Raw genomic sequence first — 13,982 nt, 5'->3', positions numbered from 1 at the left:
TTTCCTGTTCCGGCCTAGACGACCTGGTGCAACCAGCGGACCGGCGCTCCCTCGCCCGCGTACCGGAACGGCTCCAGCTCGTCGTCCCAGGGCTTGCCGAGCAGCTTGGACAGTTCGGCCTCCAGGTCCGTCTCCCCGCTCTTCGAGCGGACCAGGGCGGCGCGCAGGCGGTCCTCGGGGATCAGGATGTCGCCGTGGATGCCGGTGACGGCGTGGAAGATGCCCAGGTCGGGCGTGCAGCTGTAGCGCTCGCCCTCGGCTGTCGCGCAGGGCTCGGCGGTGACCTCGAAGCGGAGGAGGTGCCAGCCGCGCAGCGCGGAGGCCAGTTTGGAGGCGGTGCCGGCCTCGCCCTGCCAGGAGAACTCCGAGCGCCAGGTGCCGGGGGCGGCGGGCTGCCGGATCCAGTCCAGACTGACGCGCGTGCCGAGCACCCCGGCGACGGCCCACTCGACGTGCGGGCACAGCGCGCGCGGAGCGGAGTGCACGTACAGAACTCCACGTGTCGTCACCGGAACCTCCGGGCAGAGCGGGACATCTCGGAACGGGCGGAACGGCTGTGGCCGGGAGGGCCACGTTGATGGCGAGGCTACCGTGCGGCGGCGCAAGGAGTGTGACGTACCGTCGCTCCCGGCGCCCGGAAACTCCCGCCATTCACCCGGCAGGACGCTTGTACGGGTGTGAGCCGTTGCACCGCCGGTGCGGGAACCTTCGTTCGTTGTCATGGGTTGGGGACCATGACAGGACGACCGAAGGGACGGACCAGGGCATGCGCAACCGACGCCATCGCTCTCGAGCAGCCCTCGCCGTCCTGGCCGCGGCCGTCCTGGGCGTCACCGGCTGCGACGCCGTGGGGGGCGACGCCCCCGGCCCGTCCAGTACGCACGCGCGCAAGCCCTCCCCCAGGCCCACGCCGGCCTGGGACACCAGCCCCGCTTCGATCGCCGCCGTGGGCGACTCCATCACCCGCGCCTTCGACGCCTGTTCGGTTCTGCAGGACTGTCCCGAGGCGTCCTGGGCGACGGGCAGCAGCCCCAGGGTGGACAGTCTCGCCGTACGGCTGCTGGGCAGGGCCAGGGCGGCCGAGCGGAGCTGGAACTACGCGGTGTCCGGGGCACGGATGGCGGACCTGCCCGGGCAGATGGCCCGGGCGGCGGCGCGGAAGCCGGAGCTGGTGACGGTGATGGCCGGGGCGAACGACGCCTGCCGGCCCACGACGTCGGCGATGACCTCGGTCGCCGACTTCCGCGCGGACTTCCAGGACGCGATGAGCACGCTGCGCAGGACCCTGCCCAAGACGCAGGTCTACGTGGCGAGCGTGCCGAACCTGAAGCGGCTGTGGTCCGAGGGACGCGCCAACCCGATGGGCCTGCAGGTGTGGAAGCTGGGCATCTGCCCGTCGATGCTGGGCGACGCGGAGGCGCTGGACGCGGCGGCGACGCAGCGGCGGGACACCGTGCAGAAGCGGGTGCGGGACTACAACAAGGTCCTTCAGGAGGTCTGCGCGAAGGACCGCCGGTGCCGGTTCGACGGCGGTGCGGTCTACGACTTCCGGTTCGGCCCGCGGCAGCTGAGCCAGTGGGACTGGTTCCACCCCAGCGTGAACGGACAGGCCCGGCTGGCGGAGATCGCCTACCGGACGGTCACGGCACGGACGGCATGAGGCGGAGTCCTGAGCGTCGTGTCCTAGAGTTCCGCACATGAACGAACTCTTCGGCACACTTCCGGACGGAACTCCCGTCCACCGCTGGACCCTGGAACGGGCGGGTGTACGGGTACGGATCCTGTCGTACGGCGGAATCGTTCAGTCGGCCGAGGTCCCCGACCGGGACGGGCGGACGGCGAACGTGGTGCTGGGGTTCGCGGACCTCGACGGCTACCTGGCGCACCCGGAGCCGTACGTCGGCGCCCTGGTCGGCCGGTACGCCAACCGGATCGCCGGCGGCCGCTTCCCGCTGGACGGGCGGACGTACGCGCTGGCGCAGAACAACGGGCCCAACGCGCTGCACGGCGGCGAGCGCGGCTTCGACAAGCGCGTGTGGGACATGACCGGAGCCGGGCACGGCGTCCGCCTGACGCGGGTGAGCCCGCACGGCGAGGAGGGCTTCCCGGGCACCCTGGAGGTCTCGGCGACGTACACGCTGGACGAGACGGGGGCGCTGCGGATCGCGTACGAGGCGGTCACCGACGCGCCGACCGTGGTGAACCTGACCCACCACGGCTACTTCAACCTGGGCGGCAGCGGGAACGCGGGCGGGCACGAGCTGCGGCTCGCCGCTTCCCGGTACACCCCGGTCGACGCGGACCTGATCCCGACGGGTGCCCTGGAGGACGTCACGGGCAGTCGCTTCGACTTCCGTGAGGCCCGCAAGGTCGGCTCGGGCTACGACCACAACTTCGTGCTCGACAAGGGCCTGACGCAGGTACCCGTGGAGGTCGCCGAGCTGTACGACCCCGCGTCCGGGCGGGCCCTGACGGTGGCGACCACCGAACCCGGCCTCCAGCTGTACACGGCGGACCACCTGGGCGAACCCTTCGCGCCCGGCGACGGCATCGCGCTGGAGACGCAGCACTTCCCCGACTCCCCGAACCGGCCGGAGTTCCCGAGCACGGTGCTGCGGCCGGGGACGGTGTTCCGGTCGGAGACGGTGTACGGCTTCTCGGCACGCTAGTGCCGGACCGGGGAACGGGACCTGCGGACCGTTCACGAGCCCCGGTCCGGAGGTCAGGTCCCGGACCGGGGCTTCGGTGGGAGAGTCGTCCCGCGTCAGACGTTAATCGTCACGCCGATCCCGCGGTCCGCGATCGAGCGTCCCGTCCGCAGTTCGTACGAAGCCTTCACAAACGGCCATGAGTTGGTCATCCCGTTCCGGGCCCCGCCGCGCCGGTACGGCCGCCACGACCTCGATCTCTATCCGCGCCTCGGGCCGGAACAGCCGCGGCACCTCGAAGGTCATGCTGGTCGGCGGGGTCCCGGTGAGGAACTCCCGGCGTACGGCGCCGTATTCCTCCAGCTGGGCGATGTCGGTCAGGTACGTGCGGATGTTGATGACGTCCGCGAGGGTCGCGCCGTGCGCCCGCAGCAGCGCGGCGATGGTCTCGAAGACACCGCGGCTCTGCTCGGCGAGGGTGGCGCCCTCGGCGATCTGGCCGGAGACGAACAACAGGGCGCTGCCGTCGGCCTGTTCGACGCGGGCGACCTGGGAGTAGTAGGGGCTCAGGGGCTGGGGTGCAGAGGCGGGGTTGTCGAGGGTGATCCGCACGGGTGGGGTCCTTCGGAGTGGCGGGTGGTCAGGCGGTACGGATGCGGGCGGCGGCCGCGGAGAGGTCCGCGTGCGCGAGGGCGGGGTCCGCTGCGGCGCTTCGGAGCTGTTCCAGCGCCGCGTCGAACACGGGCAGTCGGGCGGCCTGCGTGGCCAGGGCGATGTCCTTCACGGCGAGCGCGGTGTCGAAGTGCACGCCCTCGGCGAAGGCACGCCCCACGACGCCGCCGAGCGGCCCGGCCGCGAGGGCGGTGCGTGCCGCGTCCCCGTCGGCGCCCAGCGCGTCGGCGAGGCGCAGCGCCTCGGCGACCAGAGCGACGCCGCCGATGACGGCCGCGTTGAGGACGAGTTTGAGCGCGGCGCCGGACCCCGGCGGCCCGGTCCGGGTCACCGTGCCGAGGCGGGCCAGCACGTGCTCGACACCGTCGGCGTCACCGCCCGCGAGGATGCCGAGCCGTCCGGCGGCGGCCTTGTCGGTGCTGCCCATGACGGGAGCGTCGACGAGGGTGACGCCTTCGCCGAGCCGGGCGGCGAGTTCGCGTACGGCGTCCGGGCCGACGGTCGACATCTCCACCCAGTGGGTGCCGGGCCGCAGCGCGGGCACGATCGCGGCGGCGACCGTGCCGAGGGCGGCCGGGTCGGCGAGCATCGTGATCACCACGTCGGCGTCCCGCACGGCCTCGGCCGGGGAGGCGGCGCGTACGGCTCCGTCCGCGACCAGGGGTTCGGTCTTCTCGGCGGTGCGGTTCCAGGCGGTCAACGGGTGCCCGGCCACGAGCAGTTGCCGGGCCATGGGGGCACCCATGTGTCCCAGGCCCAGGAAAGCGATCTTCTCCATGTCGTCGACGCTAAGCGGGCCCGATCGATGCGACAAGCGAATGTCTAGCATGGCTGTCATGCTCAACTCGCATGAGGTGCCGGACCTTTCCAGCGTCTGGCTGCGCGTGTTCCTGGAGGTCGCGCGGCACGGCTCGTTCACCGTGGCCGCGCGGGCGCTCGGCTGGACCCAGTCCGCGGTGTCCCGGCAGATCGCCTCGCTGGAGGCGGCGCTGGGCGGGGCCCCGCTGTTCGACCGGCTGCCGCGGGGCGTACGGCTCACCGAGGCCGGGCGGATCCTCGTCCCGCGCGCGGAGGCCGTCGCCGAGTCGCTGCACGGGGTCGCGCGCGAGCTGGCGGACCTGCGGGAGGCGGCCGGCGGGCGGCTGCGGTTCGGCGCCTTCGCCACCGCCGACGCGGCGCTGGTCCCGCACGCCCTCGCCGCCTTCCGGGGCCGCCACCCCCGCGTCCGGATCACCCGCGAGGAAGGCTTCACACCGGGCCTCCTCGACCGGCTGACCGCCGGCCATCTCGACCTGGCGGTGGTCTCGACGACGGGCCGGGCGCCGCTGGAGACGTACGACCTCCACCACCTCCTCGACGAGTCCCTGTATGTCGCCGTCCCGGCCGGCCACCCCTTGGCGGGGCAGGACGGGCCGGTGCGGCTCGGCCGGCTCGCCGACGCCGACTGGATCTCGGGCAGTGCCCGGCCCGAGGGCACCCTCCTCGACGCGGCCCTGCGTCAGGGCTTCCGGCCACGGGTCGTGCATGTCGTCGGCGAGTGGACCGCCAAGCTGGGGTACGTCGCCGCCGGCCTCGGCGTGACCCTGGTCCCGGCGCTCGCCGCCGAGTCCGTACGCCCGGACGTCGCCCTGCTGCCGGTGCTGGACGAGGGCGCCCCGGCCCGGGCGGTGTACGTGGCGAGCGCCCGGGGGCGGTCGCTGACGCCGGCCGCCGAGGCCTTCGTCGGCGCGCTCCGGGAGGCCGCCGCGCGGATCCCCTGAGCCACGCGCCATGGCGTGGACCACGTCCGTGACGTGATACTGCGGGCGTCCCCCCACGCTGACGGAAGGACCCGAACTCCCGTGAGTTCTCTGCGCGTTCGCATCGGTGTTCTCGGAATCGCCCTCATGGCGGGGCTCGCGGCCCCCGCAACGGCCACCGCCGCCGAGGCGGCCCCCTCACCCACCGTCGAGGAACAGCGGCTGGACGGGGCCGTGCCCCAGGAGATCCTGCGGCGCTCCGGATTCGACACGGTGGCCGCGGAGTTCGCCCGGGAGCTGGGCCGGGCGGGGTCCTGGTCCGAGGCCCGGCGGATCGTCGTACGCGAGGGGTCCGCGCTGTGGCGGCGGGCCGTGGAGCGGGCGCAGGGGCGCGGGCCGTCCGGTGGGGATCTGAGCCGGGACGACGACCGGCCGCTGTACTGGGCGCGGCTGGGGATGACCCGGGAAGTGCGCACCTGGGAGCCCGGGTTCGGTCTGACGAATACCCAACGGGCCGCGCTGCTCGGCGAGTTGGAGAAGGCTTCACGGGGTCAGAACGCCATCCGCTACCCGGTGGGCAAGGGGCTCAGGCGGATTCTGGTCACCGGTTTCGACCCGTTCACGCTGGACCGGGACATCCGGATATCCAACCCGTCGGGGGCCACCGCGCTCGCCCTCGACGGCACGGTGGTGAAGACGGCGGACGGGCCGGCGCGGATCGAGACCGCCGTGTTCCCGGTGCGCTGGCAGGACTTCGCGGAAGGGACGGTGGAGCGGACGCTGCGGCCGTACCTGCCGCGGGTGGACCTGTTCGCGACCGTCAGCCAGGGGCGGGTCGGGCGGTTCGACGTCGAGCGGACCAACGGGGCCTGGCGGGGCGGTTTCCCGGACAACGAGAACATCAGCCGGACGGAGACGATCCCGGTGGCCGGCCCGGCCTCCCAGCCGCAGTGGACGACGACGACCCTGCCGTACCAGGAGATCGCCGACGCGCGCACCGGGCGCTTCCCCGTGTACGACAACACCCGGGTGACCGAGATCCCGGCGGGAGGCACCGACCCCGTCGTACGGCCCCAGGGCCCGACCCCCGGGTCGACGGCCCGTGAAGGGGGCGGCGGGAACTACCTCTCCAACGAGATCGCCTACCGGGCGACCCTGCTGCGGGACCGGCTCGGGCTGCACGACGTCCTGCCGGGCGGGCATGTGCACACGCCCGTCCTGCAGTTCGGGGCGGGCAACACCGATCCGGCGACCGGGACGGTGACCGATCCGGAGTTCGTGCGCAACCGGCTGGACATCATCGCGCAGGTACGGTCGATCGTGACGGTCGCGCTCAGTGCGACGAAGTGACATCCCCTTCGGGCTCCTCGGCGGCGTCGTCCCCGGCGTTCTGCTCGCCGAGGAGCTCACGGGCGAGCAGCGTCGCGCCCGCCACCGCGCCGGGCATCAGGAACACCGCGACGAAGGGCACCAGGAAGGCCACGCCGAGGGGCGTGCCGAAGCCCCAGACCAGCAGCTTGCGGGAGCGCAGCAGGGCGAGGCGGTCGCGCAGTTCGACGCCGCGGCGCTGGAGGGCGACGGCGGTGAGTTCCTCGGTGAGGAAGAAGCCCGTGACGAAGAACCCGATCACCGGGACGACGGTCTGACCGACGACCGGGATGAAGCCGCAGGCGAAGAGCAGCACGCCCCAGACGGCGGCGCGGACGACGATCCGGAGGCTGTCGCGCGCCGAGATCCACAGCTCGCGCCAGAGCGGGAGGCCGGACTCGGGTGCGGTGCCGTCGGGCGACAGGTCCCGGTCGACCCGCTCGGAGAGGTTCTCGTAGAAGGGCTGGCCGACCAGGAGCGTGACCGCGGTGAAGGTGAGGACGGAGAGCAGCAGGCCGAGGGCGAACAGGACGGCGGTGAGGAAGCCGCGGAAGAGGCCGGGCCAGGGGCTCGGCCAGTCGTCGGCGAACGGGGTCGCCCAGGCCACGAGGTCCTCGCCCCACAGCGCCAGCGAGACGAGCGCCGCCGCGTAGACGACCAGGGTGATCAGCCCCGGGAGAAGCCCGAAGCCGTAACTCCTGCCGTGCCGGGCCACCCAGCGCTGGCCCTTCAGAAGGTGGCCGAATCCCGCCCCAAGATCGCGCATGGGGGAACCCTATCGGGGGCACGGGCCGGGCCGCCCGCAGACCCCTTCGGCCCCGATCCGCCTCGTCCTCAAATCACCCATCGGTCACAGGTGTGACTGGGCCGTGACCGAAGAACAGGTACAACCTTGGGCTGGCACAGCGATCTTGCCGACAGGCACCTCCGGGAACTCTCCGCACATCCTTCACCCACCTCCCCTGAGAGGACATGAACGGATGCCCCATCGCTTACGGACCTTGACCGCCCTGGCGGCGACCGCCCTGCTGGCGGTCGCCTCGAACACGTCGGGTACGGCCCCGGCCGCCGTGGCGGCCTCCCCCGCCGCTGACGCCCCTGCCGTGCTGCAGCCGAGAGACGTCGCCACCTCGGGGGTGGAGGAACCGCCCCCGGTCGACGTGCTGACCCGTCGCCCGGGACGGGCCCAGGGCGATCTGTTCGTCACGGCACAGAGCCCGACGCCGATCGCCCGCGGGCCGCAGATCATGGACGACCACGGCCGGCCCATCTGGTTCCGCAAGCTCCCGGCGGGCTACTTCGCCGCCGACTTCCGCACGCAGGAGTACAAGGGCGAGAAGGTCCTGACGTGGTGGGAGGGCAAGTCCACGAACACCGGCATCGGCGCCGGCGTGGGCTACATCGCCAACGAGAACTACGAGATCATCGCGACGGTGCAGACGCCGGATCCCGGCGAGGTGATGGACCTGCACGAGTTCCTGCTGACGCCGAAGGGCACCGCGCTCATCCTCAGCTACCAGCAGAAGCCGTACGACCTGAGCGAGGTGGGCGGCCCCAAGAACGGCACGGTCGTCGACAACGTTGTGCAGGAGATCGACATCGCCACCGGCAAGAAGGTGATGAACTGGAGCGCGCTGGAGCACGTGCCGCTCGGCCACTCCGACATCCGGCCGTCCTCCGACGCCTCCGTCCCGTACGACTACCTGCACGTGAACTCCGTCGACGTCGACACCGACGGCAATCTGATCATCTCCGGCAACACCGCCAGCACGGTCTACAAGGTGGACCGGAAGACCGGCGAGATCATCTGGCGCCTGGGCGGCAAGAACAGTGACTTCCGGCTCGGTGTGGGCGTGCGCTTCAGCTGGCAGCACGACGTCCGGGCGGTCGGCGGCAACACCTACCGCGTCTTCGACAACGCGACGCGGCGCGGCATGGAGGGCTACGAGTCACGGGTGGCGTGGATCAAGGTCGACCCCCGGCGCGGCAGGGCCGAGCTGGTGCGGCAGCAGGTCCACCCGGACCTGATGTCCGCCGCCTTCGAGGGCGGCAGCCAGGCGCTGCGCAACGGCAACACGTTCGTGAGCTGGGGCGTGTCCGGGCCGGGTCGGATGTCGGAGTTCACGCGCGACGGCCGGCTGGTGTTCGACGCGAAGTTCCCGGGCGCCGTCAGCAGCTACCGTGCCTACCGGCTCGGCTGGGAGGGCCGGCCGCTGACCAAGCCGGAACTGCTGGTCGACGAGGCCGCCTCGGGCGTGGTCCACGCCAACTGGAACGGCGCCTCGGAGGTGGCCCGCTGGCGGCTGCTCGCCGCCAAGCCGGGGGGCGATCTGAAGCCGGTCGCGACCGCCGCCTGGGACGGCTTCGACACGCCGATCACCCTTCCGGCCGATTCCCGCGCCGCCGGACGGATGCAGGTGCAGGCGCTCGACGGACGGGGCAAGGTGATCGGCAGCTCGACCGTCACGTCCGTCGACGCCGCCGGCGCGGCGGCGAACTGAGCGAGGAGGCCGACATGGCGCACGCGCGGATAGCGGACGTCGTCTTCCGGGCCCCGCCGCCGGTGAAGATGGCGGAGCTGGTGGATCATGTCGCCGCCGACGCCGGCGGTGACGCCGTCGCCCAGGTCGTCGGCAACTCCGCCATCACCACCAAGGGCATGGCCGTCAACGTACTGGTGGAGGACCCACGGTGGTGGCCCACCCGGCAGCGGATGGACCGGGGCCTGACCGAGGCGGGCCGGCTGGGCCGGAGGGTGCTGCTGGAGGCGCTCGGCCGGGCCGGGCTGGGCCCGCGGGACGTCGGGCTGCTGGCCACCGTCACCACCACGACCCACTCGGCCCCCGGCCTGGACGCCCTCGCGCCGGCCCTCGGGATGCGCGAGAACGTGGAGATCCTCTCCCTCGGCCCGATGGGCTGTTACGCGGCCCTGCCGGCCCTGACCACCTGCGCGCACTGGGTCGCGGCCCGGCGCAGGCCCGCCGTGCTGCTGGCCGTGGACCTGTTCTCACCGCACCTGCAGCCACCTCCGTATGACAAGGAGGCGGCGGTGGTGCTGACGCTGTTCGGGGACGGCGCGGCCGCGGTCGTGCTGCTGCCCGACGAGCCGGGCGTGCCGGGGGTGCGGGTGGTCGACGCCGAGCAGCTGACGGTGCCGGCGCACGCCGGGGATCTGCAGGTGCACCTCGGCGATCTGGGCCTCAGGATCAGGCTGGCGCCGACCATGCCGGACGTCGTGGCCTCGGCCGTCGGCATCCCGGCGAAGGAGCTGCTGACCAGGAACGGCGTCGCCTGGGACGACGTGGCGTGGTGGGCGGTGCATCCCGGCGGGCGGCGCATCCTCGACCGGGTCGAGGAGGCGATCGGCCTGCCGGAGGACTCCGTGGCCGTGGCCCGCGCCGTGATGCGCGAGTACGGCAACACCGCGGCCCCGGCCGTGCTGGGGGTCCTGGAGCGGTTGTGGTCCACCCGGCCCCTCGGCCCTTCGGAGCACGGAGTCGCGCTGGCCTTCGGCCCCGGCGCCACGATCTGGGCGGTGCTGCTGCGCGGCGCGTGAGTCCTGGAACCACCCGTACGACAGGAGGAGAGACCATGCTGGAGATCTTCGGCGCAGGCTTCGGGCGCACCGGAACCCTGTCGCTCAGAACCGCGCTCGAACGGCTCGGTTTCGGCCGATGTCACCACATGCTGCACGTGTTCGACGACCCGGAGACGGTTCCGGCATGGCAGGCCGCCGCACGCGGTGAGCCGGTCGACTGGACGCAGGTCTACAAGGGGTACCGGTCGAGCGTCGACTGGCCGGGGGCGGCTTTCTGGCGGGAGATCACCGCGGCCTTCCCGGAGGCGAAGGTGATCCTCACCGAACGTGACCCGGAGGCCTGGTACGCCAGCGCCGAGAGCACCATTCACGCCGCCGCCGTCGCCCCGCTGCCCGACGACGCCGACCCGCTGTTCGCCCAGGTGCGCCAGATGGCGCTCGACGTCGTCTGGGACGGGGTCTTCGACGGCCGGTTCACCGACAAGCGGCACGCCCTGGAGGTGTTCGAGGCGCACAACGCCGCGGTCAAGCGGGAGATCGACCCCGACCGGCTGCTGGTCTTCGAGGTCGCGCAGGGCTGGGAGCCGCTGTGCGCATTCCTCGGCGTACCGGTCCCCGACGAGCCCTTCCCCCGCAGCAACGACCGCACGGCCTTCGCCGAGCAGATCGCCCGGCGCCGGGCGGGCGGCACGGTGGAGCCGGCCGGCTGACGCCGGCTCCGGCACACGCCGAGGTGCCCGCGACGGGGAGCCCCCGCCGCGGGCACCTCGGCGCCGGGACCCACGTGAGCTCGTGCGGGCCTTCAGCCGCCGGATGCGCGCACGGCGTCACCGCCTGGCGGCACGGATGCCCGTCCCCGGCGACCCACTCGGCCCGCAGCAACGCATGCCGGACGCGCAGCCGCGCGGGCGCAAGGTGGCCGAGCGCCCTCGGCAGCACTTCCACAGCCAGGCGCGCCCCAAGCGGAGCCACCCGGCCTCCCCGGCCGCCGACCGCGAACGGCCCGGCACGAGGGGGCCCATGATGTCGTCGCCCGAGGCCATGGGCGGCAGGGCGCGCCTAGGCGTCGGCCCCGAGCATCCGGTGGAGCAGGTTCCGCAGGATCTCGCGCTCCTGGCCGGAGAGTCCCGCGAGCGGCTCGCGGGCGAAGCGCAGGGACTCCCGCAGGCTCCGGGCCACCCGTCGCCCCTCGTCCGTCGCCGCTGCCAGCTTCACGCGCCGGTCGGTGGGGTCCGGGCGGCGTTCGACCAGGCCCCGGGCCTCCAGCCGGTCCACGATGCCGGTGACGTTCGACGGCTCGCACTTGAGCTTCCTCGCCAGCTTCCGCATCGGGAGCGGCTCCAGCGACAGCAGGCTCAGCAGCCGCGCCTGCGCCCCGGTCAGCGCGTGTTCTCCCGCGGCCTCCTCGTAGTCGGCGTAGAAGCGGGCCACGACCTCGCCGATGAGTTCGACGACTTCAAGGGTCAGTGCATCGGGGCGGTCGGTCCTGTGTGGTGTGGCCATGGGATCCAGGGTACCCGGTTGTTTGACAACCTGAAATGTTCAGAGGCATGGTTGTTTCAGGTACTGAAGCATTTCGACCAGCAGTGAGGAAAGGTGCCCCGATGACCGACTCCCCCGCCCTCCCCGCCGTAAGCCGCGAATGGCATCTGGTCAGCCGGCCCGTCGGCTGGCCGAAGCCCGAGGACTTCGCCCTGGTCGAGGCGGAGCTGCCGACGCCCGGTGAGGGGCAGGTGCTGGTGCGGAACCTGTACGTCTCCGTCGACCCGTACATGCGCGGCCGGATGAGCGACGCCAAGTCGTACGTGGCCCCGTTCGAGCTCGGCAAGGTCATGCAGGGCGGCGCGGTCGGCGAGGTCGTCGTCTCCAACGCCGAGGGCATCGCCGTCGGCGACCACGTCCTGCACTTCTTCGGCTGGCGCGAGTACGCCGCCGTGGACGCCAGGAACGCCGTGAAGGTCGACCCGGAGGCCGCACCGCTGTCGACGTACCTCGGTGTGCTGGGCATGACCGGCCTCACCGCCTACGCCGGGCTGCTGCGCACCGCCTCCTTCAAGGAGGGCGACGCCGTGTTCGTGTCGGGCGCGGCGGGGGCCGTCGGCAGCCAGGTGGGCCAGATCGCCAGGCTGAAGGGCGCGTCGCGGGTCATCGGGTCCGCCGGGTCCGACGAGAAGGTGAAGCTGCTCCTCGACGAGTACGGCTTCGACGCCGCGTTCAACTACAAGGACGGGCCGGTCTGGGAGCAGCTGAAGGCGGCCGCCCCGGACGGCATCGACGTCTACTTCGACAACGTCGGCGGCGAGCACCTGGAGGCCGCGATCGGCGCGCTCAACATGCGGGGCCGGATCGTGATCTGCGGCATGATCTCGCAGTACAACGCGACCGAGCCGGTCCCGGGCCCGCGCAACATGGTCAAGATCCTGCAGAACCGGCTGCGCGTCGAGGGCTTCCTCGTCGGTGACCACTACGACCTCCAGCCCCGGTTCGTGGAGGAGGTCGGCCCCTGGGTCCGCTCCGGTGAGCTGAAGTACCGCGAGACGGTCGTCGAGGGCATCGAGAACAACCTGGAGGCGTTCCTCGGCGTCCTGCGCGGCGACAACACCGGGAAGATGATCGTCAAGCTCTGAGACGCACCGTGACGCCCGCCCGGCCGCGGTCGTTGCGTACGACGGAAGGCCGCACCCTTGGACGTGGGGTGCGGCCTTTCGCGTCAGTTCGCCACAGCCGCCCTCAGTTCGCCACAGCCGCCCGGTGCACGGCCGCCGCCAGCCGGTCGTTCTCCGGGGCGGCCCCGCCGGGGAAGGCGAAACGGCGTCGGGTGTAGCCGTAGGCGAGCCCGCAGCGCGGGTCGGCGAAGGCCTGGCAGCCGCCCGCGCCACTGTGCCCGATCGTCCCGGCGCCCAGGAACGGATGGCTCATGTCCGCCGTCGCCTGGAAGCCGATCCCGTACGTGCGGTGGGCGCGGGCCACCAGGTCGTAGCCGACGGAGTGGACCTGGCCGAACTCCGCCACCGTGTCCGGCTTCAGCAGCTCCGCCTTCTCCCCCACCTCACTGATCGCCGCCGCGTACAGCCCGGCCAGCCCGCGGGCCGACGCCACACCGCCGACCGACGCGGGGCCCTTGGCGCGGATCACGGCGTGGTTGGGCAGGGTCTCCAGGTCGGTCGGTTCGGCCGCGTGCCGGTTGAAGGCGATGGAGGAGAGGCTGTGCGGGCCGCTCGGGACCGTGTCGAGCAGGGCCTGCTGGGCGGGGGTCGGGACCATGGGCCGGGCCGTGCGGAAGCGGGGTTCCTGCGCGGGTGGCAGGCCCAGGTGGAAGTCCAGGGCGTAAGGGGCGCGGACCCGCTCCTCGTACACCTCCTGGAGCGTGCGGCCCGTGGCCCGCCGTACGACCTCCCCGGCGAGGGCGCCGATGACCAGGCCGTGATAACCGAACGCCGTGCCCGGGCGCCAGAACGGGCGCTGGTCCGCGAGCCGTTCGGCGATCGCCCGGTCGTCGGCCAGTTCCTGGAGGGTGAAGCCGGTGTCCGTACCGACCACGCCCGCGCGGTGGGACAGCAGGTCGCGCAGGGTCAGCCCGCCCTTGCCCTCGGCCGCGAACTCCGGCCAGTAGTACGTCACCTTGCGGTCCAGTTCCAGCGTGCCGTCCTGGACGAGGAGCGCGACCACCAGGTACGCGGCCCCCTTGGTGGACGAGTACACGCCGTACAGGGAGCCGGCGTCGGTGCCGTCCCCCGCCCACAGGTCGACCACCTTCCGGCCGTGCACGTAGGCGCACAACTGGCCCTCGTAGTCGGGCCGTTCCCCGGCCACGAACGCGGCGAACTCCGCGCGCACCCCCTCGAATCCGTCGGCCACGGTGCCGTGGATCTCCTGCGTCATCCGCTCTCCTCACCAACTGAACGCCGCTCGCGTGTACCACGTGTCAATGCCGCCGTGATACGCGTGCCGCGTGCCGGCTTTCCTGGAGATCGGTACGGCGATGTGCACCTGTTCGACTCAACCGGAGGGCATGCG

13 protein-coding genes and 1 pseudogene are annotated in these 13,982 nt (G+C 72.5%); 8 read left to right on the top strand and 6 right to left on the bottom strand.

Going from position 1 to position 13,982, the window contains the following annotated elements; genetic code table 11:
- Positions 1–14: 14 nt before the first annotated feature.
- Complete coding sequence (locus NW895_RS05390) at positions 15–509, bottom strand: DUF3145 domain-containing protein (protein WP_289934124.1); 495 nt, start codon at positions 507–509, stop codon at positions 15–17.
- A gap of 257 nt (positions 510–766) precedes the next feature.
- Here NW895_RS05390 and NW895_RS05385 point away from each other — a divergent pair, with 257 nt between their 5' ends.
- The gene (locus NW895_RS05385; protein WP_289934123.1) at positions 767–1,660 is read left to right on the top strand and encodes an SGNH/GDSL hydrolase family protein; all 894 of its coding nucleotides are present in this window, start codon (positions 767–769) and stop codon (positions 1,658–1,660) included.
- A 37-nt stretch (positions 1,661–1,697) separates the two neighbouring features.
- Positions 1,698–2,669: an aldose epimerase family protein gene (locus tag NW895_RS05380; protein ID WP_289934121.1), complete on the top strand. Its 972-nt coding sequence runs from the start codon at positions 1,698–1,700 to the stop codon at positions 2,667–2,669.
- 210 nt (positions 2,670–2,879) lie between these two features.
- Here NW895_RS05380 and NW895_RS05375 read toward each other — a convergent pair.
- Positions 2,880–3,260 (bottom strand): annotated as a pseudogene (locus NW895_RS05375) (RidA family protein); the annotation flags it as partial.
- A 28-nt stretch (positions 3,261–3,288) separates the two neighbouring features.
- A complete protein-coding gene (locus tag NW895_RS05370; RefSeq protein ID WP_289934119.1) occupies positions 3,289–4,098 on the bottom strand; it encodes an NAD(P)-dependent oxidoreductase in 810 nt (269 codons plus the stop codon).
- Positions 4,099–4,147: 49 nt separating this feature from the next.
- Between NW895_RS05370 and NW895_RS05365 the strand changes: the two genes are divergently transcribed.
- Both NW895_RS05365 and NW895_RS05360 read left to right on the top strand, forming a co-directional pair.
- Positions 4,148–5,080: a LysR family transcriptional regulator gene (locus tag NW895_RS05365; RefSeq protein ID WP_289934118.1), complete on the top strand. Its 933-nt coding sequence runs from the start codon at positions 4,148–4,150 to the stop codon at positions 5,078–5,080.
- Positions 5,081–5,161: 81 nt separating this feature from the next.
- Positions 5,162–6,409: a pyroglutamyl peptidase gene (locus NW895_RS05360; protein ID WP_289934117.1), complete on the top strand. Its 1,248-nt coding sequence runs from the start codon at positions 5,162–5,164 to the stop codon at positions 6,407–6,409.
- Here NW895_RS05360 and NW895_RS05355 read toward each other — a convergent pair.
- Complete coding sequence (locus tag NW895_RS05355) at positions 6,393–7,193, bottom strand: EI24 domain-containing protein (protein WP_289934116.1); 801 nt, start codon at positions 7,191–7,193, stop codon at positions 6,393–6,395. The genes NW895_RS05360 and NW895_RS05355 overlap by 17 nt on opposite strands.
- Before the next feature lie 214 nt (positions 7,194–7,407).
- Here NW895_RS05355 and NW895_RS05350 point away from each other — a divergent pair, with 214 nt between their 5' ends.
- From NW895_RS05350 to NW895_RS05340, 3 genes are read left to right on the top strand one after another with little or no spacing between them, the layout of a single operon-like run.
- A complete protein-coding gene (locus NW895_RS05350; RefSeq protein WP_289934115.1) occupies positions 7,408–8,928 on the top strand; it encodes an arylsulfotransferase family protein in 1,521 nt (506 codons plus the stop codon).
- 14 nt (positions 8,929–8,942) lie between these two features.
- A complete protein-coding gene (locus NW895_RS05345) occupies positions 8,943–9,983 on the top strand; it encodes a 3-oxoacyl-[acyl-carrier-protein] synthase III C-terminal domain-containing protein (protein ID WP_289934114.1) in 1,041 nt (346 codons plus the stop codon).
- A gap of 35 nt (positions 9,984–10,018) precedes the next feature.
- Positions 10,019–10,675, top strand: coding sequence for a sulfotransferase family protein (locus tag NW895_RS05340; protein WP_289934113.1), 657 nt, complete (start codon positions 10,019–10,021; stop codon positions 10,673–10,675).
- Between the two features lie 349 nt (positions 10,676–11,024).
- Here NW895_RS05340 and NW895_RS05335 read toward each other — a convergent pair whose 3' ends face one another.
- On the bottom strand, positions 11,025–11,468 hold the full coding sequence (locus NW895_RS05335; RefSeq protein WP_289934112.1) for a MarR family transcriptional regulator: 444 nt from the start codon (positions 11,466–11,468) through the stop codon (positions 11,025–11,027).
- Between the two features lie 101 nt (positions 11,469–11,569).
- Here NW895_RS05335 and NW895_RS05330 point away from each other — a divergent pair, with 101 nt between their 5' ends.
- Positions 11,570–12,592, top strand: coding sequence for an NADP-dependent oxidoreductase (locus tag NW895_RS05330; protein WP_289934111.1), 1,023 nt, complete (start codon positions 11,570–11,572; stop codon positions 12,590–12,592).
- 103 nt (positions 12,593–12,695) lie between these two features.
- Here NW895_RS05330 and NW895_RS05325 read toward each other — a convergent pair whose 3' ends face one another.
- Positions 12,696–13,847: a serine hydrolase domain-containing protein gene (locus NW895_RS05325; protein ID WP_289934110.1), complete on the bottom strand. Its 1,152-nt coding sequence runs from the start codon at positions 13,845–13,847 to the stop codon at positions 12,696–12,698.
- Positions 13,848–13,982: the final 135 nt, after the last annotated feature.

Source organism: Streptomyces sp. S.PNR 29 (assembly GCF_030386795.1).
Lineage (GTDB): Bacteria > Actinomycetota > Actinomycetes > Streptomycetales > Streptomycetaceae > Streptomyces.
Note: the sequence above shows the minus strand (reverse complement) of the source record. Positions and strands in the feature narration are given on the sequence as shown.